This is a genomic window from Candidatus Sphingomonas phytovorans (assembly GCA_029202385.1).
In the GTDB taxonomy this organism is placed as follows: Bacteria; Pseudomonadota; Alphaproteobacteria; order Sphingomonadales; family Sphingomonadaceae; genus Sphingomonas; species Sphingomonas phytovorans.
Genome location: CP119314.1, coordinates 1,650,792 through 1,672,681, shown reverse-complemented (window position 1 = coordinate 1,672,681; position 21,890 = coordinate 1,650,792). Strand labels below are relative to the sequence as shown.

At 65.5% G+C, this 21,890-nt stretch carries 24 protein-coding genes; 15 read left to right on the top strand and 9 right to left on the bottom strand.

Translation table 11 applies throughout. The annotated features are described in order from the left end of the window. The gene (pspA, locus tag P0Y59_07615) at window positions 1–672 is read right to left on the bottom strand and encodes a phage shock protein PspA (protein ID WEK01535.1); all 672 of its coding nucleotides are present in this window, start codon (window positions 670–672) and stop codon (window positions 1–3) included. 99 nt (window positions 673–771) lie between these two features. Further along, window positions 772–918, bottom strand: coding sequence for a hypothetical protein (locus tag P0Y59_07610; protein WEK01534.1), 147 nt, complete (start codon window positions 916–918; stop codon window positions 772–774). Window positions 919–1,094: 176 nt separating this feature from the next. On the opposite strand from P0Y59_07610, the gene pspF reads away from it, so the two are divergent. After that, the gene (gene pspF / locus P0Y59_07605; protein WEK01533.1) at window positions 1,095–2,123 is read left to right on the top strand and encodes a phage shock protein operon transcriptional activator; all 1,029 of its coding nucleotides are present in this window, start codon (window positions 1,095–1,097) and stop codon (window positions 2,121–2,123) included. A gap of 89 nt (window positions 2,124–2,212) precedes the next feature. Beyond that, window positions 2,213–2,815, top strand: coding sequence for a superoxide dismutase (locus tag P0Y59_07600; GenBank protein ID WEK01532.1), 603 nt, complete (start codon window positions 2,213–2,215; stop codon window positions 2,813–2,815). 41 nt (window positions 2,816–2,856) lie between these two features. Here the strand turns inward: P0Y59_07600 and P0Y59_07595 are convergent, their stop codons facing one another. Genes P0Y59_07595 through mtaB form a run of 3 tightly spaced genes read right to left on the bottom strand, consistent with a single transcriptional unit; the run spans window position 2,857 to window position 5,634 of the window. Further along, window positions 2,857–3,474, bottom strand: a complete 618-nt coding sequence (locus P0Y59_07595) for a septation protein A (GenBank protein WEK01531.1) — start codon at window positions 3,472–3,474, stop codon at window positions 2,857–2,859. Further along, window positions 3,464–4,405, bottom strand: a complete 942-nt coding sequence (gene ftsY, locus P0Y59_07590; protein ID WEK01530.1) for a signal recognition particle-docking protein FtsY — start codon at window positions 4,403–4,405, stop codon at window positions 3,464–3,466. The genes P0Y59_07595 and ftsY overlap by 11 nt, the downstream gene beginning before the upstream one ends. Beyond that, the gene (gene mtaB, locus P0Y59_07585) at window positions 4,402–5,634 is read right to left on the bottom strand and encodes a tRNA (N(6)-L-threonylcarbamoyladenosine(37)-C(2))-methylthiotransferase MtaB (protein WEK01529.1); all 1,233 of its coding nucleotides are present in this window, start codon (window positions 5,632–5,634) and stop codon (window positions 4,402–4,404) included. The genes ftsY and mtaB overlap by 4 nt, the downstream gene beginning before the upstream one ends. Window positions 5,635–5,657: 23 nt before the next feature. On the opposite strand from mtaB, the gene P0Y59_07580 reads away from it, so the two are divergent. Then, window positions 5,658–6,239, top strand: a complete 582-nt coding sequence (locus tag P0Y59_07580) for a DUF924 domain-containing protein (protein WEK01528.1) — start codon at window positions 5,658–5,660, stop codon at window positions 6,237–6,239. Here the strand turns inward: P0Y59_07580 and P0Y59_07575 are convergent. After that, the gene (locus tag P0Y59_07575; GenBank protein WEK01527.1) at window positions 6,214–7,854 is read right to left on the bottom strand and encodes an EAL domain-containing protein; all 1,641 of its coding nucleotides are present in this window, start codon (window positions 7,852–7,854) and stop codon (window positions 6,214–6,216) included. The two genes, P0Y59_07580 and P0Y59_07575, sit on opposite strands and share 26 nt — an antisense overlap. Window positions 7,855–8,123: 269 nt before the next feature. Between P0Y59_07575 and ffh the strand changes: the two genes are divergently transcribed. The 7 genes from ffh to rplS are packed head-to-tail and all read left to right on the top strand — an operon-like array spanning window position 8,124 to window position 12,581. Continuing rightward, window positions 8,124–9,626, top strand: a complete 1,503-nt coding sequence (gene ffh, locus P0Y59_07570) for a signal recognition particle protein (protein WEK01526.1) — start codon at window positions 8,124–8,126, stop codon at window positions 9,624–9,626. Window positions 9,627–9,653: 27 nt separating this feature from the next. Next, entirely contained in the window at window positions 9,654–10,211 is a 558-nt protein-coding gene (gene rpsP / locus P0Y59_07565) for a 30S ribosomal protein S16 (GenBank protein ID WEK01525.1), read from the top strand. A 54-nt stretch (window positions 10,212–10,265) separates the two neighbouring features. Beyond that, the gene (rimM, locus tag P0Y59_07560) at window positions 10,266–10,781 is read left to right on the top strand and encodes a ribosome maturation factor RimM (GenBank protein ID WEK01524.1); all 516 of its coding nucleotides are present in this window, start codon (window positions 10,266–10,268) and stop codon (window positions 10,779–10,781) included. A gap of 30 nt (window positions 10,782–10,811) precedes the next feature. After that, window positions 10,812–11,087 carry an AbrB/MazE/SpoVT family DNA-binding domain-containing protein gene (locus P0Y59_07555; GenBank protein WEK01523.1) on the top strand — a complete coding sequence of 92 codons (276 nt, stop codon included), beginning with the start codon at window positions 10,812–10,814 and terminating at the stop codon, window positions 11,085–11,087. After that, complete coding sequence (locus P0Y59_07550) at window positions 11,088–11,462, top strand: type II toxin-antitoxin system VapC family toxin (protein WEK01522.1); 375 nt, start codon at window positions 11,088–11,090, stop codon at window positions 11,460–11,462. Then, entirely contained in the window at window positions 11,459–12,172 is a 714-nt protein-coding gene (gene trmD / locus P0Y59_07545; GenBank protein ID WEK01521.1) for a tRNA (guanosine(37)-N1)-methyltransferase TrmD, read from the top strand. Before P0Y59_07550 ends, trmD begins: the two co-directional genes overlap by 4 nt. A 19-nt stretch (window positions 12,173–12,191) precedes the next feature. Continuing rightward, window positions 12,192–12,581: a 50S ribosomal protein L19 gene (rplS, locus tag P0Y59_07540; GenBank protein WEK01520.1), complete on the top strand. Its 390-nt coding sequence runs from the start codon at window positions 12,192–12,194 to the stop codon at window positions 12,579–12,581. Window positions 12,582–12,866: 285 nt separating this feature from the next. Here rplS and P0Y59_07535 read toward each other — a convergent pair whose 3' ends face one another. Further along, window positions 12,867–13,247 (bottom strand): VOC family protein, encoded by a 381-nt coding sequence (locus P0Y59_07535; protein WEK02529.1) that lies wholly within the window; start codon window positions 13,245–13,247, stop codon window positions 12,867–12,869. Between the two features lie 85 nt (window positions 13,248–13,332). Between P0Y59_07535 and soxR the strand changes: the two genes are divergently transcribed. Beyond that, window positions 13,333–13,809 carry a redox-sensitive transcriptional activator SoxR gene (soxR, locus tag P0Y59_07530; GenBank protein WEK01519.1) on the top strand — a complete coding sequence of 159 codons (477 nt, stop codon included), beginning with the start codon at window positions 13,333–13,335 and terminating at the stop codon, window positions 13,807–13,809. Here soxR and P0Y59_07525 read toward each other — a convergent pair. Together P0Y59_07525 and P0Y59_07520 are read right to left on the bottom strand one after the other, a co-directional pair. Next, window positions 13,798–15,153, bottom strand: a complete 1,356-nt coding sequence (locus P0Y59_07525) for a sigma-54 dependent transcriptional regulator (protein ID WEK01518.1) — start codon at window positions 15,151–15,153, stop codon at window positions 13,798–13,800. The genes soxR and P0Y59_07525 overlap by 12 nt on opposite strands. Further along, a complete protein-coding gene (locus P0Y59_07520) occupies window positions 15,150–16,868 on the bottom strand; it encodes an ATP-binding protein (protein ID WEK01517.1) in 1,719 nt (572 codons plus the stop codon). Before P0Y59_07520 ends, P0Y59_07525 begins: the two co-directional genes overlap by 4 nt. Before the next feature lie 230 nt (window positions 16,869–17,098). Between P0Y59_07520 and P0Y59_07515 the strand changes: the two genes are divergently transcribed. The 4 genes from P0Y59_07515 to P0Y59_07500 all read left to right on the top strand — a co-directional run bounded on the left by P0Y59_07515 (window position 17,099) and on the right by P0Y59_07500 (window position 21,874). Beyond that, entirely contained in the window at window positions 17,099–18,439 is a 1,341-nt protein-coding gene (locus P0Y59_07515) for a dicarboxylate/amino acid:cation symporter (GenBank protein ID WEK01516.1), read from the top strand. Window positions 18,440–18,468: 29 nt separating this feature from the next. Next, window positions 18,469–19,944: an alginate export family protein gene (locus tag P0Y59_07510; protein ID WEK01515.1), complete on the top strand. Its 1,476-nt coding sequence runs from the start codon at window positions 18,469–18,471 to the stop codon at window positions 19,942–19,944. Between the two features lie 138 nt (window positions 19,945–20,082). Further along, window positions 20,083–21,246, top strand: a complete 1,164-nt coding sequence (locus P0Y59_07505; GenBank protein ID WEK01514.1) for a serine hydrolase — start codon at window positions 20,083–20,085, stop codon at window positions 21,244–21,246. Window positions 21,247–21,322: 76 nt separating this feature from the next. Continuing rightward, a complete protein-coding gene (locus P0Y59_07500) occupies window positions 21,323–21,874 on the top strand; it encodes a DNA-3-methyladenine glycosylase I (GenBank protein WEK01513.1) in 552 nt (183 codons plus the stop codon). The last annotated feature ends 16 nt before the right edge of the window (window positions 21,875–21,890 follow it).

Below are 21,890 nucleotides of genomic sequence, written 5' to 3'. Positions count from 1 at the left end.
TCAGGCGTCCTTCGATCCGGCGGCGCGGGCCTTCATCGCGGCGAGTTCCGCCTCGACCTTCTCGCTTGCCTTCAGCTCAGCGATTTCCTCTTCGAGGCTCTTCGGGGCGCCCATGCCGGCGACTTCGGCGCGGCCCTCGGCCATGTCGACGCGGCGCTCCATGATCTCGAAGCGCGAGAACGCGTCCTGGATCTTCGGGCCGGCATACATTTCGCGGAGCCGGAAGCGGTTCTGCGCGGTCTCGAGCCGGGTGACGATCGAGTTCTGCCGGGTGCGGGCCTCGCGGAGCTTGGTCTGCAGCTTGTTGATGTCCTCTTCCGAGGCCTTGAGCGCCTCGTCGAGCACGCCGATCTCGCCGCCGAGCTGGGCGGCCATGTCGACTGCCTTCTGCTTCTCGACCAGGGCCGCCTTGGCCAGATCCTCGCGGCCCTTCGACAGCGCCAGCTCGGCCTTTTCGGTCCAGCTTTCCTGAAGCGTCTCGAGCTTAGAGATGTGACGGCGCATTTCCTTCTGGTCGGCGATGGTGCGCGCTGCGGAAGCGCGAACCTCGACCAGGGTCTCCTCCATCTCGAGGATGATCATGCGGATCATCTTGGCGGGGTCTTCCGCCTTGTCGAGCAGGTCAGTGAAGTTGGCGGCGATGATGTCGCGGGTTCGGGAGAAAATGCCCATCTCGAAAACTCTCCTATTGGGTACGCAGGATACTGGGTGAAGGGTTGAAGGGGGCCGGGGCGGTGCAAGGGATACCGCCCCGGCCGGCACCGCCTGGGGTCAGGCGGCGGTCTGGGTGTAGAGGACCGCGGGAGCGGCCTGGGCCGGCGCGACGGCGCCGAGCAGGAAGGTGGAGCCGAGCACGATCGAGCAGGCGATGGCTGCGACGGTGTGGCGGAGGTCGCGGGCTTTGTAGTTGTTGTTCATTGTCGTGGTTCCCTGAAACTGGTTGTCGGTGGCGCCCCGTGGGGCAGATGCCTGAAGTATTGCAGGGAGCGTGCCAGTTTTAAAAAACCCGGTTTTCCGCCATTTTCGGCTGAACGGGCGATGAACCGCATTAAAGCATCTTGCCAAGCCTTGGGATTTTACGCCAAGCCTTGGGCATGGATCGCACTACCCAGGTCATCGGCCAGTCGAACGTTTTTCTGGAGACGCTTGAGCGGGCCAGCCGCGCCGCCGCGCTTGACCGCCCCGTGCTGGTGATCGGCGAGCGGGGCACTGGCAAGGAACTGGTTGCCGAGCGTCTGCACCGCCTGTCGCCGCGCTGGGACCAGCCGCTGGTGGTGATGAACTGCGCAGCCTTGCCCGAGACGCTGATCGAGGCCGAACTGTTCGGGCATGAGGCCGGGGCGTTCACCGGCGCGACCAAGTCGCGGGTCGGGCGTTTCGAGGAAGCGCATCGCGGGACCCTGTTCCTTGACGAACTCGGCACGCTTTCGATGGGCGCGCAGGAGCGGCTGCTGCGCGCGGTGGAATATGGCGAGATCACCCGGATCGGCTCGTCGCGGCCGTTGCAGGTCGATGTTCGCATCGTCGCGGCGACCAACGAGAACCTGCCCGACAAGGTCGCGCGGCATCAGTTCCGCGCCGACCTGCTCGACCGGCTCTCGTTCGAAGTGGTGACCTTGCCGCCGTTGCGCGCCCGGCCGGGCGACGTGCTGGTGCTGGCCGAGCATTTCGGGCGTCGCATGGCATCTGAGATGGGGTTTGGCGACTGGCCCGGTTTCGGGCCGAATGCGGTTGCGGCGCTGGTCGACTATCAATGGCCGGGCAATGTGCGCGAGTTGCGCAACGTGGTCGAACGCGCGGTCTATCGCTGGGAAGAGGCAGGTCCCATCGAGGCGATCGAGTTCGATCCGTTTCATTCGCCCTATCGCCCGGCACCCGCGGGGGCGTCCTTCGCTGTTGCGCCGGCTGCGGTGGCCGTGCCGGAAAGCGCCGCACCGGAAGAGGCAGGGGAGGAATCGTCCGACTTCAAGACGCGCATTGCGCGGTTCGAGCGGGACCTGCTGACCAAGGCACTGGCCGAGCATCGCTTCAACCAGCGGGCTACGGCGGAAGCGCTGGGGCTGAGCTACGACCAGCTTCGCCATGCGTTGAAACGCCATGGGCTTATTTCGGCCGGCGCCTGACGGAATCGGTTGCGTAACGAGGTCTTCGGACCCATTTCACCCGCTCGGCGTTGCGTCAGTGACCCGCGCATTTCCAAGGAGGATGACTCATGGCTTTCGAACTGCCCCCGCTTCCCTACGCCTATGACGCGCTGGAGCCGACCATCAACGAAGAGACGATGAAGTTCCATCACGACAAGCACCACAAGGCCTATACCGACAAGCTCAACGAGGGCGTCGAGAAAGACCCCGCGCTGGCAGGCAAGACGATCGAGGAGATCCTCGCGGTGATCTCGACCCAGCCACCGCTGGTGCGCAACAATGGCGGCGGTTTCTGGAACCACGCCTTTTTCTGGAAGATCATGACGCCGGGTGGCGGCGCGCCATCGGGCAAGCTGGCCGAGGCGATCGACGCCTATGGCGGCCTCGACAAGCTGAAGGAAGATTTCAACACCAAGGGCGCTGGCCAGTTCGGCTCCGGCTGGGCCTGGGTGGTTGCCGATTCCGACGGCAAGCTGTCGATCGCCAGCACGCCGAACCAGGACAACCCGCTGATGGACGACGCGGCCGTGAAGGGCACGCCGATCCTGGGCAATGACGTGTGGGAGCACGCTTATTACCTGACCTATCGCAACGATCGCGCCGCTTATCTGAAGGCCTGGTGGGACGTGGTGAACTGGGACGAGGCAGGTCGCATCTACGACGCGATCTGACCCTTCTTTCCTCCCCGTGGCTAAGCCATGGGGGGGATTTTCTAGCCTTCCGGCGGGATTGGCGGTTCCTGCCCGGTATTGAGGCCGTGCTTCATCAGCATCGGCACGTTCGCGATGGCGAAGACCATGGTCAGCGGAATGGCGCCCCATAGCTTGAACGCGACCCAGACATCGGTGGTGGTATTGCGCCAGACCATCTCGTTCAGCACCGCCATGAAGACGAAGAAGATCGCCCAGTTGATCGTCAGCTTGCGCCATCCCGTTTCGGTGAGGCCGGGATACGCAGCCTCAAGCAGCGACTGGAGCAGCGGGCGGCCCGTCACCAGGCCGAACGTCAGGATCGCCGCGAAGCTTGCGTAGACGAAGGTCGGCTTGACCTTGATGAAGGTCTCGTCGTGGAAATAGAGCGTCAGCCCGCCGAACACGAGCACGAGCGTTCCCGTCATCCACAGCATCGGGGAGATGCGGCCGGTCTTCCAGCGGGAGAGGACCATCGCGATGGCGCTCGCCACCATGAAGGCGGCGGTCGCGGCGAGCAGGCGGGCAATCTGCGGGCCGCTGCTCACGAAATTGACGATGAAGAACACCGCCAGCGGCGCGATGTCGATCGCGAGGCGGAGACCGGGGCCGATCGGTGGATTCTTGGGATTACTTGCCATTGCGGACCCCTTCCACACCAGCGATGATCCGCGCAACCTCGGTCGCGTCGAACGGCCTCAGATCGCCCATGCCCTCGCCGACGCCGATGGCATGGATCGGCAGGCCGTATTTCTCCGCCGCGGCGACGAGCACGCCGCCGCGTGCGGTGCCGTCTAGCTTGGTCATGATAAGGCCGGTGACGCCGGCGAATTCCTTGAACACCTCGATCTGGTTGAGCGCGTTCTGGCCGGTCGTGGCATCGAGCACGAGCAGGATGTCGTGGGGCGATTCCGGATTGATGCGCCCAAGCACGCGGCGGATCTTGGATAGCTCGTCCATCAGCTCGCGCTTGTTCTGCAGGCGTCCGGCGGTGTCGACGATCAGGGCGTCGATGCCGGTCGCGGTCGCCTGCTTGACCGCCTCATAGACGATCCCGGCCGCATCGCCGCCTTCGTTGCCCGACACGATCGGTACGCCGACCCGCCCGGCCCAGGTGGCGAGCTGGCCGATCGCAGCGGCGCGGAAGGTGTCGCCGGCGGCGAGCATCACCCCGTAGTCCTGCTCGGTGAGATAATGAGCGAGCTTGGCGATGGTCGTCGTCTTGCCTGACCCGTTGACGCCAATGACCAGGATCACCTGCGGGCGCGGGAACGCCTCGATCTCGAGCGGCCTGGCGACCTTGGCCAGGACCTTCTCGATTTCCTCGGCCACGACCAGCCGGATGCCAAGCTCCTCCATGTTGCGCTCGAAGCTGCCCTCGGCGAGGCGGGCGCGGATTCGCGCCGCGGTTTCCGGGCCGAGATCTGAGGCGATGAGCGCTTCCTCGATCTCGTCGAGCGTCGCATCGTCAAGTCTCGCGGTGCCGAGCCCGGCGAGGTTGCCGAGCAGCCGGTCGGAGGTGCGTTTGAAGCCGCCGAGCAATTTGTCGTGCCAGCTTGGTGTGGTGCTCATGCAGGGGTTCCGGTGAGAGATGTGGCGCTGGCGCCGGTGATGAGGATAGGTTGAACGGCGCCGATATCGCCTGGCGGATTCCACCGCACTTCGGCGAACGCTGGAACATGGCCACGGTCCCCGGGGCGTTCGACCAATACGGGCTGGACGGTGCCGACCAGGCTTTGCAGCCACGCCGTACGCCGAGTCGAGCCAGCGTCGCGCAGCAAGGCGGCGCGGCGCTTGCGTAGTTCGGGTTCGATCTGCGGCATCCGGGCGGCGGGCGTGCCCTCGCGTGGCGAATAGGGGAAGATGTGCGGATGGACGATGTCGCAATCGTCGATCAGCGCGAGGCTGTTGCGAAACATTGCCTCGGTTTCGGTGGGGAAACCGGCGATGAGGTCAGCACCGATCGCGATGTCGGGGCGGGCAGCCTTGAGGCGCTCGACCACGCGAACGCTCTCACTGCGGTTGTGGCGGCGCTTCATGCGCTTCAGGATCATGTCGTCACCGGCCTGGAGCGAAAGATGGACATGCGGCATCATCCGCGGTTCGCCGGTGAGCAAGTCGAACAGCCGGTCGTCGATCTCGATCGAATCGAGCGACGACAGGCGCAGGCGCTCCAGCTTCGGGACATGGTCGAGAATCCGTTCCACCAGCATGCCGAGCGAGGGCGTGCCGGGAAGGTCGGGGCCGTAGCTGGTGAGGTCGACCCCGGTCAGCACCACCTCGCGATAGCCGCCATCGACCAGGGCCTTGATCCGGTCGATCACGCCGCCCGCCGGGACCGAGCGGCTGTTGCCGCGGCCAAACGGAATCGTGCAGAAGGTGCAGCGATGGTCGCAGCCATTCTGCACCTCGACAAAGGCGCGGGCATGCGACGCGAAGGCGGCGGCGAGATGCGGCGCGGTCTCGCGCACCTGCATGATGTCGCCGACCAGTATCTCGTCACGGGATTCCCAGGCTTCTTTCTTCAGCTTCTCCGCATTGCCGATCACCCGATCGACCTCGGGCATGGCGGCGAAGCCCTTCGGATCGATCTGCGCGGCGCAGCCGGTCACCACGATCTGAGCGCCGGGCCGGTCGCGGCGGGCGCGGCGGATGGCGCTGCGCGTCTCGCGCACTGCGGTGCTGGTCACGGCGCAGCTATTGACGACGACCAAGTCCCGCCCGTCGACAAGCGCGCGGATCGTCTCGCTTTCAGCGATGTTGAGGCGGCAGCCCAGGCTGATAATATCGGGCTCAGCCATGAGGGAGGCCGGAACGGTGGTACATGCGCGGTGATCTAGGGGCGGGTTCGGGCGAAGTCCATGAAAAGGCCCGCACGGTGCTTTCCTTCTGGTTCGATGAGGTCCCGGCGAAGAAGCGCTTCGCCAGGGACGAAGCGCTGGACCGGCAGATCGCCGAACGATTCGGCGCGATGCGCGACGATGTGCTGGCGCGTGATGCAAGAGGCTGGCGGGACGATTCCGAGCCCCTGCTCGCGGCGATCATCCTGCTCGACCAATTCTCGCGCAATATGCATCGCGACACGGCGGAAGCCTTTGCCGGGGATGCCCTGGCGCTGGATCTGGCGCGGGAGGCGATCGAGAAGGGATGGGACGAACGCCTCGATCCCGACGAGCGGCGACCCTTCCTCTACATGCCCCTGATGCATGCGGAGAATCGCGAGGCGCAGACTCTCTCGGTGGCGTGTTTCGAGCAGCTCGGGAACGAGGAGCATCTGTTCTACGCGCTCGATCATGCCGAGGTGATCGCCCGGTTCGGGCGTTTCCCGTCGCGCAACGCAGCGCTCGGGCGGCAATCGACGCCTGCGGAGGAGGTTTATCTCAGCCGGCCAGGCGCTGGGTGGTAGCTGGGCCGGCAGCGCCTTCCTTGGCATCGGCCGCGGGCGGCTGGAGCAGCAGGCGCTTTTCGGCGAGCAGGCGGCGGGTGTTGGTGATGCTCATTGGGCGGCCATAGAGATAGCCCTGGCCTTTGGAGCAGCCGAGCGTGCGGAGCCGCTCCTCGATCGAGGCGTCCTCGATGCCCTCTGCCGTGATCGGGAGGTTGAGGCTGTCGCCGAGCCGGGTGATCGCGTTGACGATCGCGGCGCTTTCCGAATTCTCGTTGATCGACATGATGAAGCTCTTGTCGATCTTGATCCGGTCGAAGGGCAGGGCGCGGAGATGCGCAAGCGATGAGTAGCCAGTGCCGAAATCGTCAAGCGCGAGGCGGATGCCCTGGTTCTTCAGGCTGCCGACGATCGACTGGGCCAGCGCGAGATTGTCGAACAGCGAGCTTTCGGTGATCTCGATCTCGAGCCGGGTGGCCGGGAAGCCGGTTTCGGTCAGGACCTTGATGATCTTCTGTGCGAGCCAGGCGTCCTTGAGCTGCCAGGGGGAGATGTTGACCGAGATCGACAGCGCGGGGTCCCAGTCCTTGGCGGCCATGAAGGCCTGGCGCATGATCGACAGCGAGAGGTCGGCGATCATGCCCGTCTCTTCCGCGATGGGAATGAAGACATCGGGCACGATCAGCCCGCGCTGCGGATGTTCCCAGCGGGCCAGCACCTCGAAACCGCCGAGGCGGCCGGTGGTGAGATCGATCTGCTGCTCGAAATAAGGCACGATCTCCTGCCGCGGGATCGCGCCGCGAAGGCCGACCTCGAGCTCGTTGCGGGTCTGGAGCTCGCGTTCCATCGAAAGGTCGAACCAGGCGAAGCGGTTGCGACCCGAATTCTTCGCCGCATACATGGCGATGTCGGCTGAGCGCATCAGCGCATCGATGCTCGCGCAGTCGAAGTCGGAACGGGCAATGCCGAGCGAGGCGCTGATATGGAGTTGCAGCCCGTCTGCCTTGAATGGCTGGGCGAGACGCGAGACGAGGCGTTCCGCAATGCGTTCGACGGTGGCGGGATGGGAGGGATCGAACAGGAAGGCGCAGGCGAATTCATCGCCGCCGAAACGTGCCGTCAAGGCGACCGAGGGCATCGCCGCGGCAATCTCCTCGGCGACCTCGCGCAGCAGCGCATCGCCGGTGGCATGGCCATGCATGTCGTTGATCGTCTTGAAGTGATCGAGATCGAGCATCATCATTGCCATCGCCTTGCCCCGGCGCTGGGCACGGACGAACATCGCCGCGCCCTCCTCGCCGAGGCTGCGGCGATTGAGGAAGCCGGTGAGCGGGTCCTTGGCGGCAAGCTGGTGCGCGCGCTCCTCGGCAGCGGCACGAATCGAGACCTCGCGGGCAAGCTCGCGGTGGCGGCGCCAGCCGAACAGGATGAGCGCGACATTAAGGAGCAGGGCGATGACCAGTGTCTGGTCGGTGCCTTCGCCGCCGGCGAAATAATGCTGGAGGGTGGAGGACAGCACCGAACTGCCCGTGCCGACGAACAGCAGGATCGAGGCGACGGTGATCGCGCCGCTGAGCATGTCGCGGCGCCCCTGTGGCGGCTCAACCTTCGATTCGTCGCCCATTTCACCAGCCATGCCGACGCGCCCCACCGATCCCGAGGAGCGCTCATCCCATGACAGCGGTATAGATCGGGTTAAGCGCGGTGCATGCAAGGCGCTCCCGGTGATGCGGGCGCCGCGAGGTTGCGCAACCGGACTGCCTGCGCTAAGGGCCGCCACGATCGTTTCCGTCATGGGATTCGTGAAGGGCCGCCCATGGGGCGTACGCCGGCCGACGAGGTTTCGTCCGCCGGCGTTCTTTGCGTTTGTCATGGCGTTCCGCGATCCGGAATGAAAGGTTGTTGATGTTCGAGAGCCTGAGCGACCGTCTTGGCGGTGTGTTCGATCGACTGCGTGGGCGCGGTGCGCTGACGGAGGCGGACGTGCGCGCGGCGATGCGCGAGGTGCGCGTCGCGTTGCTCGAGGCCGATGTCGCCCTGCCGGTGGCGCGCGAGTTCGTCGACAAGGCGACCGAGAAGGCCATCGGCCAGAACGTCCTGCGCTCGGTGACGCCGGGCCAGCAGGTCGTGAAGATCGTCAACGACGCGCTGGTCGAGATGCTCGGCTCGGATGCGTCCGAGCTCGAGCTGAACGTCACGCCGCCGGCGGTGATCATGATGGTCGGGCTTCAGGGCTCGGGCAAGACGACCACGACCGCGAAGATCGCCAAGCGCCTCACGGGCCGCGAGCGCAAGAAGGTGCTGATGGCGTCGCTCGACGTCAATCGCCCGAACGCGCAGGAACAGCTGGCGACGCTCGGCACCCAGGCCGAGGTGGCGACGCTGCCGATCGTGCCGGGCCAGCAGCCGGTCGATATCGCGCGGCGCGCGCTGCAGGCGGCGAAGCTGCAGGGCTATGACGTCCTGATGCTCGATACCGCCGGCCGACTCCATGTCGACCAGGCGCTGATGGACGAGATGCGCGCCGTAGCCGACGTCGCGAAGCCGGCCGAGATCCTGCTCGTGGTCGACGCGCTGACCGGCCAGGACGCGGTTAATGTCGCCAGCAGCTTCTCCGCGCAGGTGCCGCTGACCGGTGTGGTGCTGACCCGCATGGATGGCGATGCGCGCGGCGGTGCGGCGCTGTCGATGCGGGCCGTTACCGGCAAGCCGATCAAGTTCGCCGGCATGGGCGAGAAGCTCGACGCGCTTGAGGCGTTTCACCCGGGGCGGGTCGCCGGCCGAATCCTCGGCATGGGCGACGTGGTCGGCCTGGTCGAGCGGGCGGCCGAGGCGATCCAGCAGGAAGACGCCGAGAAGATGGCGGCGAAGCTGGCCAAGGGCCAGTTCGACCTGAACGATCTTCGCCAGCAGCTCACGCAGATGCGCAACATGGGCGGCCTCGGTGCGCTCGCCGGCATGATCCCCGGCATGAAGAAGGCGCAGCAGGCAATGGCCTCGGGCGCGGTCGACGAGAAGATCCTGCTTCGCATGGACGCGATGATCACGTCGATGACGCCCAAGGAGCGGGCCAAGCCCGAGATCATCAACGCCAAGCGCAAGATCCGCGTGGCCAAGGGCAGCGGCACGACCGTGCAGGACGTGAACAAGCTGCTGAAGATGCACCAGGAAATGTCCACCGCCATGAAGAAGATCCGCAAGATGGGCGGGTTGAAGGGCATGATGGCGATGCTTGGAAAGGGCGGTCCGGGAGGCGGCATGGGCGGTCTGGGCGGCGCCCTTGGCGGCCCCGCGCTCGGTAACATGCTGGGCGGCAATGGCCCCGTCGGCGGCCCCGGATTGCCGGGGCTTGGCGGCGGACAAGCCAATCTGCCCCCCGGCTTCGAGAATTTGATCAAGAAGAAATAACGTAATCGAAAGAAGGAAGAAGAAGTAATGGCACTCAGCATTCGTCTGTCGCGTGGCGGCTCCAAGAAGCGTCCCTATTACCGCATCGTGGTTGCAGACGCCCGTTCGCCCCGCGACGGCCGCTTCATCGAGAAGCTCGGCACCTATAACCCGCTCCTCGCCAAGGACGATGACAAGCGCATCGTGCTCGACGGCGATCGCGCGAAGCATTGGCTGAGCGTCGGCGCGCAGCCGACCGACCGCGTCGCGCGTTTCCTCGACGTCGCTGGCGTCCGTGAGCGTCCGGCACGCAACAACCCGAACAAGGGCAAGCCCGGCGAGAAGGCCACCGAGCGCGCCGAAGAGCGTGCGACCAAGCTGGCGGAGGCCGAAGAGGCGAAGGCCGCAGCGGCAGCCGCTCCGGCGCCTGAGCCCGTCGTCGAAGCGCCTGCTCAGGACAGCAACGAGGAAGCCGAGGCGGTAGTTGCCGCCGAGGTCGAAGCTGCGACCGAAGAGCCGACGCCGGAAGCTGAAGCCGTTGCCGAAGCGGTTTCGGAAGAGACCCCTGCGGTGGAAGCGGCCCCCGAAGCTGCGGCCGAGGGCTAAGCGTAATCCCCCTCCCGCTTGCGGGAGGGGCTAGGGGAGGGCCTGTGGCTCACTATGCCTGATACAAGCTCTCCCCCGACCCCTCCCACAAGTGGGAGGGGAGACTTGCCCGTCACGCTTGCCGTCATCATCGGCGCGCATGGCGTGACGGGGGAAGTCCGTCTGAAGGTCTTCACCGAGGACCTGAAGCGCTACAAGAGCTTCAACGACGGCAAGATGACCCTCAAGTCGGTGCGCCACGGCAATAATGGCGAGATCGCCCGTATTGCGGAGGTCAATGACCGCAACGCCGCGGAGGCGCTGCGCGGCACTGAATTGACGGTACCGCGATCTGCGTTGCCGGCGCTCGAAGAGGGTGAATATTACCATGCCGACCTGCTTGGGCTGCCCGCGATCTCCACGGGCGGCGAAGCGCTCGGTCGCGTGGTGGCGATCGACGATTTCGGCGCGGGCGATGTGATCGAGATCGAGCGGCCGGACGGCAAGCGCTTCATGGTGCCGATGAACGCCGACGCGGTACCCGAATGGGATAGCGAGCGGCTCATCGTTGACGCCGGGTTTGTCAGTTAGTATATACATTTTGTATATATGGAGCCCGGCATGAACGCCCCCCGCAAATCACGCACCTTCAAATCCGGTAACTCCGTCGCCCTCCGATTGCCAAAATCGCTGGGCATCGAGGCCGGCGTCGAGATGACCGTGCGCGAGGAGAAGGGCCGGTTCATTGTCGAGCCGGTCATTGCCGAACCGCGCAAGATCGACCTGACCGGCATCGCTGGATCGATTCCTTGGCTGAAGCCATTGACCTCCGAGGAGCGCGAATTCGAGGACGAAGACCGGCCTTGGTATCTGCTCGACGGGAAGAGCGGACAATAGGTGCGTTATTTTATCGACACCAATTGCTGCATCTATCTCTTCGCGGGTACCCATCCGGCATTGACCCGGCGTATCGCGGATACGGTTGCGGGCGATATTGGGCTTTCGGCCATTGTCCTCGCGGAGTTCGCGTTGGGACTGCAGCGTGACAGCGCCTCGCCTGACCCGCGGCTCGCGTTGCTGATCGAGCAAATGCCTGTGCAGCCGTTCGACCGGGCTGCGGCCGAGGCTTATGCGCGGCTCCCGTTTCGTCGTGGTCGCTTCGATCGTCTGTTGGCCGCTCATGCCGTCAGCAGGGGTCTGGCATTGATAACGAACAACCCGCGCGACTTTGCCGACATCCCCGGCCTCAAGGTCGAGAACTGGACGATATGACCTTCGCCGCCACCGTCCTGACGCTCTACCCCGAGATGTTTCCCGGTCCGCTCGGCGTGTCGCTGGCGGGGCGGGCGCTGGGCGAAGGGAAATGGTCGCTCGATGCAGTCAATATCCGGGACTTTGCGATCGACAAGCACCGCACCGTGGACGACACGCCGGCGGGCGGCGGCGCCGGGATGGTGCTGCGGGCGGATGTGCTCGCCGCTGCGATCGACAGTGTTGCGGACGACCGGCCCGTGCTGGCGATGACGCCGCGGGGTGCTCCGCTTACGCAGGAGCGTGTCCGGGCGCTGGCGAACGGTCCCGGCGTCACCATTCTGTGCGGCCGGTTCGAGGGTTTCGACGAGCGGATATTCGAAGGACGGCAGGTCGAGCAGGTCTCGGTCGGCGACTATATCCTTTCCGGCGGGGAGATGGGCGCGCTGGCGCTGCTCGACGCTTGCATTCGGCTGCTTCCCGGCGTAATGGGCGCGGCTTCCAGCGGTGTGGACGAGAGCTTCGAAACGGGGTTGCTCGAATACCCGCAATATACCCGACCTGTTGACTGGGAAGGGCGCACGATCCCCGAAGTGCTGCGATCGGGGGATCATGCGAGGATCGAGGCATGGCGAAAGCACATGGCCGAGACCGATACACGGCTAAGGCGGCCGGACCTTTGGGAGCGCCATGAGGGCGCTCGGGTCAGGTCGCCCTCTGGCGCGCGGTGACAGACGAAGGACGAATGAGATGAATCTCATCCAGACGATCGAAGCAGAGAACATCGCCAAGTTCCTGGCGAACAAGAAGATCCCGGAATTCCGCCCCGGCGACACGCTGAAGGTCGGCGTGAAGGTCGTGGAAGGCGAGCGCACCCGCGTTCAGAACTACGAAGGCGTGTGCATCGCGCGGTCGAACAAGGGCATGGGCTCCAACTTCACCGTTCGGAAGATTTCGTTCGGCGAGGGCGTCGAGCGCGTCTTCCCGCTCTATTCGCCGAACATCGATTCGATCGAAGTCGTCCGCAAGGGCGCCGTGCGTCGCGCGAAGCTCTATTACCTGCGTGGCCGCACCGGCAAGTCGGCGCGTATCGCCGAGCGCCGCGACACCCGTCCGGCCAAGGCAACCGCCGCCGAGTAATCGGCCAGGCGATTTCGCTGAAGTTTCGAACAGGGCGCGGAGACGATGGTCTCCGCGCCCTGTTTCGTTGTGCCGGAACTGTCCGACACCTCCGTTCGTCCCGAGCAGCCACCGAGCCTGTCGAGGACACTCGCGACGGGCCTGTCGAGGGCAGGCGTTTTGCGTGCCACGCTTACCTCGATACGGGCCCTCGATACGGCTGCGCCTACCCGGCACGAACGGAAACAGGGGGCGAATATTGTGCCCCGACCGCTTCAGCCTGCCATGCCGCTCGCGCGTGCTGAATCAGGCGTAGCTGACGATCTCATACTCGATCCGGTCATGGTCGAAGAAATAGAAGCGGCGGCCAGGTTCGTAATCGCCATGTGCGAAGGGTTCGAGCCCGGCGGCGATCACGCGGCGTTCGATCTCATCCAGGTCATCGACCACGATGGCGACGTGATTGAACGGCTCTCCCTTCTGGAAATCATCCCGGACGGGCGTGCTGGCGGGCGGCGTGTAGAGCGCGATGTAGAAGCGATCGTCGCCAGCATGGATGGTGCGGCCGCCGTCGCGGGCCGGGCCCATCCAGCGAACCTTCCAGCCGAACAGGTCGAGCAACAGCCTGGCCGAGCGCTCCGGCTCGCGGACCGTGAGATTGACATGCTCGATGAAGGGAGATGGCATGATGTCGTCCTTTATATTGACCGTCATGCGCCACCTGATGCAACCTCAACCTAAGTTGAGGTCAAGCATTTATTTGGAGTATCGGATGGAGCGCGGGAACGAACTGCTGGCGATCGGCGAGCTGGCGGCACGAACCGGGCTGTCGGTATCGGCGATCCGCTTCTACGAAGCGAAGGGGCTGGTCCAGGCGCTGCGCACCGGCGGCGGGCAGCGCCGTTTCCTGCGATCGGATATTCGCCGCCTGTCCTTCGCGCTGATCGCGCAGCAGTTGGGCTTTTCGATCCAGCAGATCGCGGCAGAGCTCGACAAGCTCCCCCAGGGCCGCACGCCAAGCGCGAGCGACTGGCGGCAGATCAGCGGCAGCTTCAAAATCGCGATCGAGGCGCGGATCGCCGAATTGCAACAGACGCGCGACGTCCTCGACGGGTGCATCGGGTGCGGGTGCCTCTCGCTGAAGAAATGCGCACTGTACAATCGGGATGACAGGGCGGGCTTGTCGGGAGCCGGGCCGCGTTTTGCGCTGGGCTCGCCCGCCGGATTGGAGACATGGTCAGGCGATTGAAGGGGTGTCGGTTCCCTGACCCTTGCGCTCCCCACGCTTTCGAAAGGCATCGAGATCGATGCCATGGCGCTTGATCTTGTAATAGAAGGTCTTGCGCGGGATGCCGAGGGCGATGATCGTTGCCGCTGCGTCGCCGCTTGTGCTTTTCAAGGCGTCGACCAGCAGCTGGCGTTCGAATTCGTTTACCTGCGCCGGCAGGTCCGGCCGTGTTTCGGCAGACGTTCCCCCCCGGCCGATCGACTCTCCATCGAGACCCAGGATCAGGCGATCGGCGAAATGCGCAAGCTCGCGGACATTGCCCGGCCAGTCATGCCGCAGGAGGTGAGCCCGTGCCGATCCGGTCAGTGTCGGTATCGGGCACCGCATGCGCGCAGCCGACAGGTCGAGCAGATGGGCAAACAGCAATGGTATGTCCTCGCGCCGCTCGCGCAGCGGCGGCATGCGCAACCGCACCGCGGCAAGCCGATAGAAAAGGGCTGGTGCGATCGCATCGGGCCCTCGCTGCGCTTCCTCGGCGCCGGTGGCGATGACGCGCAGATCGAGTGGAATCGCGTCGCGCGCCCTTGGGTCGCGCAGCGCGCGATCTTCGACGAGCGCGCCGATCCGCGCCTGAAGCGCGGGCGAAGCCTTGTCGATATCGTCAAGGAACACGGTGCCTCGACTGGCCGCGGCGATGCTGCCGGCCCCGCTGGTCGAGAACAGGTCGCTCTCGATCAGCGCGTCCGGCAACGCACCGCAGGCGATCGGCATGAAACGGTAGCGTGCGCGCTTGCCGGCGCGGTGGATCTCGCGCGCGAACAATTCCTTTCCGGTCCCCGTCTCTCCCTCGATGAAAAGGTCGATATCGGCATCGGCCAGAACCGGGATCATCTCACGCAATCGCCGGATCGCCGGCGACGTGCCGATCAGCCCGGAGGCTTCGACCGATTGGGCCAGCGAACGAAGACGCCGGTTTTCCAGCGACAGGCCACGCGCCGTCGCGGCGCGATCGACCGCGGCGACGAGCGCGTGCGGGTCGAACGGCTTGGGCAGAAAATCCCAGGCGCCGCCCTTCAGCGCATCGACCGCCATGGCGACGTCGCCATGGCCGGTGACCAGGATTACGGGCAATGTCGCATCCCGCTCGTGCAGCGCGCGGAACAGCTCGATGCCCGACATGCCGGGCATCCTGACATCGGTGATCACGATCCCGGCGAAATCGGCGTCGATCGTCCCGAGTGCCGGCATCGCCGCGGCGAATGCCTCCACCGTGTAGCCGGCAAGCGACAGCAACTGTGTCGTGGAGGATCGTAAATCCTCGTCGTCCTCGATCAGCGCGACCCGAATGACGGCGCCTTCGTTCATGCCCGGCGCAGCTCGATCTCGAAGCAGGCGCCCTGTGTTGTCGAGAGCAGCCGCAACGCTCCGCCCAGATCGACCATGATGTCCTGCGCGATGACCAGCCCGAGGCCGAGGCCGGTCGGGCGGCTGGTGACGAACGGGGTGAACAGGCGCGCGGCGACATCGGCAGCAATCCCCGGTCCATTGTCGGCGATGGTCAGGCGGACCGTGAGCGGGTCGAGCGCGAGCTTTATCGCGATGGCCGGATCGGCGCGGCCCTCCAGCGCCTCGGTCGCGTTCTGGAGGACGTTGACGATCACCTGTTCGAGCCGGACGCGGCCGGCCATCACCGTCAGATCCTCGGGAATCGCCGGGAAGGCGACATGGGCCCGCGACAGTCTCTCCTTCAGGATAAGGCGTGCGCCTTCGATTATTTCAACCAGTGGGACCGGCTGGATCGACCCGCTCCCTTTGCGCGCGAACCCGCGCAACTCGGTGGTGACCTCGCCGATGCGGGTCGCGAGCCGGGCGATTGCGGCGAGGTTGGCGCGGACATCGTCGAGTTCGCCGCGGTCGAGCAATTGTTCGCTGGTCGCTGCATAGGTGCGGATCGCGGCAACGGGTTGAGCGGTCTCGTGCGCGACGCTGGCGGTGATCTGGCCCAGCGCGGCGAGACGATTGGCCTGGCGTAGCCCCTCGCGCAGATCAGCGGCGCGTGCTTCGAGCGCTGCCCGTTCCTCGATCTCGTGGCGCAGGTCGGCGGTGCGAGCGGCCACCGCTGATTCGAGTGCGGTGGTCCGTTCGCTGTTTCGCCGCGACCGGTCGCGCGCGGCCCAGCCGAGCCCGAACAGGGCGAGAACGGCAAGGCCGGCGGCGATCTGCGCGGTGCGCACCGCCGTATCGATCGCAGGACCGTCGGGCATCGCGAGGTTCACCGTCCAGCCGAGTGCATCAGGCACCGTGCGTTCGAGCACCAGCGCGTCGCGTTCGCCCGTCACTACCGCCCGCCCCGCGGCGTTGGCCCGCACTGGCGAGGGCTTGAATGCCGTAATGCCGATATATGATTGCGTCGCGGTCGCCGTGGCGGCGTCGATCGGCGCGGTGGCGGCAAAGCGCCAGTCGGCGCGGCTGGCGATCAGGATGACTCCGGCACGGTTCGTCACCCAGGTGATACCCCTTGCGGCGCGCCATTGCCGTTCGATCGCGTCGAATTCCAGCTTGACCACGACGACCCCGCCATCGGGACTGCGGCGGCTCAGATACAGACCCGGCCGCCCGCTGACGATGCCGAGCGCGAATTGCTCGCCCGCGCTGGTGCGCAGGGCGTCGCGATAATAGGGACGGAAACGATAGTCCTGCCCGACGAAGCTGCTCGGCGTGCGCCAGTTGCTCGCCGCGACGGCCCGTCCGTCGCGCCCGATCGCATAGATGACCGCAGCGCCTGTATCACTGGCCAGCCGTTCAAGCTTCACATTGAGCGCCGCGGTCGCGCCGGCCTGTCCACCCAACGCGGCAGCCAGGTCGCTGTCGCCGGACAGCGCGAGCGGTAACAGGCGATATCGGGCGATCTCGCTGGTGAGCAGTCCCTGCCGCAACCGGGCGTCAGCGGCGACCGAGGTGGCGAGATCGCCGTGCGTACGCCGGTCCACGATGCGGCCCGCGATCCACGCAACGGCCAGCGCCAACACCACCGCGGCAAGCAGCACGCCGCATCGACGGAGAAGGGAAGGGCCAGGCATCTGGCGAGGGTAGATCGTCTCGCCATGCTGGGCAAGAATATGCCCATGGCACTTTGGATTTGGGCCAATATCTGGACAGGTGATCCGTCGATATTGGAATATATTATTGATATATAATGATATTGAATAAAAAATTCTTGGGATGCCGCGATGTTGTCGGATGATATCCTTCGCCATCGCCAGATCCGTCGCGAGAACGGCCGGGCGCCCGAGAGGATGAAAGGCCGTTCATGACGTTCAGCACCAGCCCAGCCGACTTCTCCGCCGTACCGGCGCGCAGACCCTGGTATGCGCACCTCTATTTTCAGGTGCTGGCCGCGATCGTCGCCGGCGTCCTGCTTGGCCATTTCGCACCGGCGACGGGCGAGGCGCTCAAGCCGCTCGGTGATGCCTTCATCAAGCTGGTGAAGATGATCATCGCCCCGGTGATTTTCCTGACCATCGTGACCGGCATCGCCGGGATGCGAGACATGGCCTCGGTGGGGCGAGTCGCTGGCAAGGCCTTTGTCTATTTCCTGTTCTTCTCGACGCTGGCGCTGATCGTCGGCCTTGTCGTCGCCAATGTCGTGCGCCCCGGCGCGGGACTCAACATCAATCCGGCGACACTCGATACATCCAAGGTTTCCGAATTCGCCGCCAAGGCACATGAGACGAGCCTGACCGGTTTCCTGACCGGGATCATCCCCGACACCTTCCTGTCGTCGATGACCGAAGGCAACATCCTCCAGGTGCTGTTCGTGTCGATCCTGTTCGGGACCAGCCTGGCGCTGATCGGCGATCGTGGGACGCGGGTGCTCGATCTGCTCAACGACGTCTCGATCGCCTTCTTCAAGCTGGTCGGGATCGTCATGAAGGCAGCCCCTGTCGGGGCCTTCGGCGCGATGGCGTTCACCGTCGGCAAATATGGGGTCGGAACGCTCGCGAACTTGGCGCTGCTGCTCGGCACCTTCTACGCGACCTCCCTGTTCTTCGTGATCGTCGTGCTCGGCATTGTCGCGAAGCTCGCGGGATTCTCGATCTTCAGGCTGATCTCGTATCTCAGGACCGAGTTGCTGCTGGTGCTCGGCACCTCATCGTCCGAAAGCGCGCTGCCCTCGCTGATCGAGAAGATGGAGCGGGCGGGTTGCCCGAAGTCGATCGTGGGGCTGGTCGTGCCGACCGGGTATTCGTTCAACCTGGACGGTACCAATATCTACATGACCCTGGCCGCGCTGTTCATCGCGCAGGCATGCAATGTCGAGCTGTCGCTGGGCCAGCAACTGCTGCTGCTCGGCGTGGCGATGCTGTCGTCGAAGGGCGCGGCGGGCGTGACCGGCGCCGGGTTCATCACGCTCGCGGCGACATTGTCGATCGTGCCCACGGTGCCGGTTGCCGGGATGGCGCTCATCCTGGGCATCGATCGCTTCATGAGCGAATGCCGCAGCCTCACCAATTTCATCGGCAACGCGGTCGCGACGGTAGTCGTCTCGCGCTGGGAGGGTGCGCTCGACACGAAGCAGTTCGATGCGGCGCTGCGCGGCGAGATGCCGCGTGTCGAAGACCTGCCTGACGGCGTCGTCGCCGCCGAATAACCGCGCTCAAGCCCGAAAGGGGATCCCCGATGAAGATGCTGCCGCGGCTTGGTGCCGCCACCCTTTGCCTCGTCCCGGCTACGGCGCCGGGACAGGTCGCGCCGACCCTCTCCCCACCCGCGGTGCCCGCGACGAGCCACACGCCCTATCCCGCCGGCGCGGTCGGCGACGGGGCGACGACCGGTGGCTTCAACCTGTCGCGCTGGGCCGAGGACTGGCGGAAGATGGGCGATCCGTCGAAACGCGACGACCCGCTCGACCGGCTGAAATATCTGCCGCTCGACGGCGATGGCGATATCTACCTCACGCTGTCGGGGGAGTTGCGGCTGCGGGTCAATCACACCACCAACCCCGGCTTGCGCGAGGCGCGCGCGCAACGGCAGGATATCAATCGCATCATCGGTGGCGCCGACCTTCACCTTGGGCCGAACCTGCGCGCCTATGGGGAGCTTGCCCATGCGGGGATTTCAGGTGTCGAGCTTGGCACGCCTTCCTCGTCGCTCCGCAACGATCTTGTGGTCCAGCAGGCGTTCGTCGAGGGCGATGTGACAGTCGCCGGCGTCGCCCTTGGCGCACGCTATGGGCGGCAGGAGTTCACTGACGGCGCCAATCTGCTCGTCTCGCAGCGCGACAACAACACCGTCCGCTACACGCTGAACGGTATCCGCCTGTGGGCGCGGGGCAGTCGCGTGCGCGCCGACATCTTCGACCTGAAACCGACCTCCTATGGCGATCGCGGATCGGAGGACGACGTGACCGACCCCGACCGGCGCTTTTCGGGAATTACGGCGGGGATTGCCGTGCCGACGACATGGTTCGGTGGTTCGACCCTCTATGTCGATCCGTTCTTCTGGCGGCGACGCAACCTCAAGGGGGCGTGGGGTGGACGGGTCGGGCCCGCGCGCCGCTATTATGCTGGCGTGCGCGTCTGGGGCGATGCGGGGCCGTTGACGATCGACTGGACGGTGAACCACCAGTATGGCCATTATATCGACCAGGATATCGACGCCTGGCAGGTGTTCCTCGCGCAGACCTATCGCGTCGGCGGCGCGAAGACGGCGCCCCGGATCGGCTTCCACGTCGATTATGCGAGCGGCGGTGGCGGCTATGGCGGCAGCAAGCTGCGCAATGCCTATGCGCCGTTCGGCAACAACATCTACTACAGCTACCAGCTGTTCCTGACCCCTTCGAACCTGGTCGCCATCGCGCCCAATGTGACGGTTTCGCCGTTCGCGTCGCTGCGCGTCACTGCTGAATATCAACGCGCGTGGCGTGACGATGTGCATGACGCCGTCTACCGCGCGAGTGGCGCGCCGTTCACCGGGACGCAGAATGTGCGCGGCCGGCGGATCGCCGATGTGGCGCGGCTTCAGGCGGTCTGGACGGTTTCGCCGCGTGTCTCCCTGACCGGCAGATATGAGCATCTCGCTGCCGGCCCGGCGTTGACCGAGGCAGGCTATCGCAGTTCCGATTTTCTCGCCGGCTGGATCAGCCTGCGCTTCTGATGAAAAGCGGGGCGGCAACGGGCCGTGGAGCGGGGCCAGTCGAGCCGTGGTTTCGGCGGCGTTCAGGGAACCCGCGCTACCGCCGCGACGGCAGCGAGGGGTTGCCGTTCAAGACAAATGACGCGGAGGGACGCAATCGTGCCGAGATCCTATGCGGGGTATATCTGCAGCCTGGTTGTCGCGTCCGTGGTCACGTTTCCGGCGGTTGCCGAAGACTATAAGCCGGTACGCTGCGCCGCGCGGCAGGATTATAAGGGCCGGCCGCTCCACGCGGCCATCGATCCGACGCTTGCCGGGACGATACCCGACGTGCCGTTGCCGTCTGCCGTCGCCGCGGATCTCGACCGCAGCTTTGCGGCAATGCGCAATGCGGCGAAGCCCGAGGCGATGGGGATCGCGGTCGGGCGGATCGGCGAGGGCATCTGGTCCCATACCGAGGCACCGCCGGGAAAGCAGCGCCTGTGGTGGGCAAGCGCGGGGAAGACGTTCGTCGCCGTCGTCGTGCTTCAACTGGTGGAGGAGGGGAAGCTCTCGCTCGACGACAAGGCTTCGCGCTGGATCAAGGATGTGCCGAACGGCGACGCCGTCACCGTCCGCGACCTGCTGGCACACAGCAGCGGCTTGTTCAGCGCGAACGAGGATCTGCGAGTCCATGCACGGCCCCATTATCTGGCGCCCGAGGAGACGGTGGCGATCCTGCGGCGGCACGGCGCGATGTTCTGCCCGGGGGCGAACTGGCGCTATTCGAACAGCGGCTATGATCTGCTGGCGCTGATCGTCGGGGCAGTCGACGGGCGCCCGCTGGCCGAGGCGATCGAGGCGCGGATCGTGCGGCCGCTCGGCCTGTCGTCAGTCATGGCGGTGCGGCCGGGCGAGGCGGTGCCCGATGTGGCACCGCCGGTGACGATGAAGGGCGCCGCAACCGATTTCTCCATCGTCGGGGCGGGCGGGCCGATCGTCGGTACGCCTGCCGACATGGTCAGGTTCTGGAGCGCGTTGCTGGAAGGCAAGCTGCTTCGACCTGCCACGGTGACGGGCATGTTCGAGCGGCTCTATCCGATGTTCGACCCGGGGACTTTCTACGGACTCGGTGCGATGGTGCTCGAGGTAGGTGACGGTGACCAGCAGGATCTGTGGCTTGGCCATGCAGGCGGTGGCCCCGGCGCGAGCGCGATGATTGCATATTCGCCCGCCGATCGGGCGATCGTCGCTGTCGCCTTGACCGGTGATGCTCCGGCCGCCGCAGTGGCCAACGGGGTGTTCAAGGCGCTCAGGAAGATGCCGGCCGATAAGGCCCCGTGAAGTGGGAGCCGGTGAAGCGGCTTGCGTCAGGGAGGAAACTACCAAAGGATCGGCGGAGCTTTCGAAAGACCCTGTGATGACCGTCCAACGTTGCGGCTGGGCCGAGAATGATGCGCAGATGCGCGCCTATCATGACGAGGAATGGGGCGTGCCCGTCCGTGACAGCCGGGCGCTGTGGGAGAAGCTGATGCTCGACGGCTTCCAGGCGGGGCTCGCCTGGATCACCATCCTGCGCAAGCGCGACGCATTCCGGGAGATGTTCGAGGGGTTCGATCCGGAGATCGTCGCGCGGTTCGGCGAGGTGGATGTGGCGCGCCTGCTCGGCGATGCCCGGATCATTCGGTCGCGCGCCAAGATAGAGGCGACGATCGGCAATGCCCGGGCCTATCTTGCGATGCGCGACGCGGGCGAAGACTTTTCCGCCTTTGTTTGGGGCATGGCGGGCGGTGTGCCGATTATCGGGGATGGCGTGAGCTTGCCCGCGAAGACGCCCTTGTCGGAGGAGATATCGGCGGCGCTGAAGAAGCGGGGGTTCAAGTTCGTGGGGCCGGTGATCGTCTATGCGTGGATGCAGGCGACGGGCATCGTTGACGATCATGCAGCAGGCTGCTTCCGGCGGACAGGGTAGGATCGCGGCGCAAGGC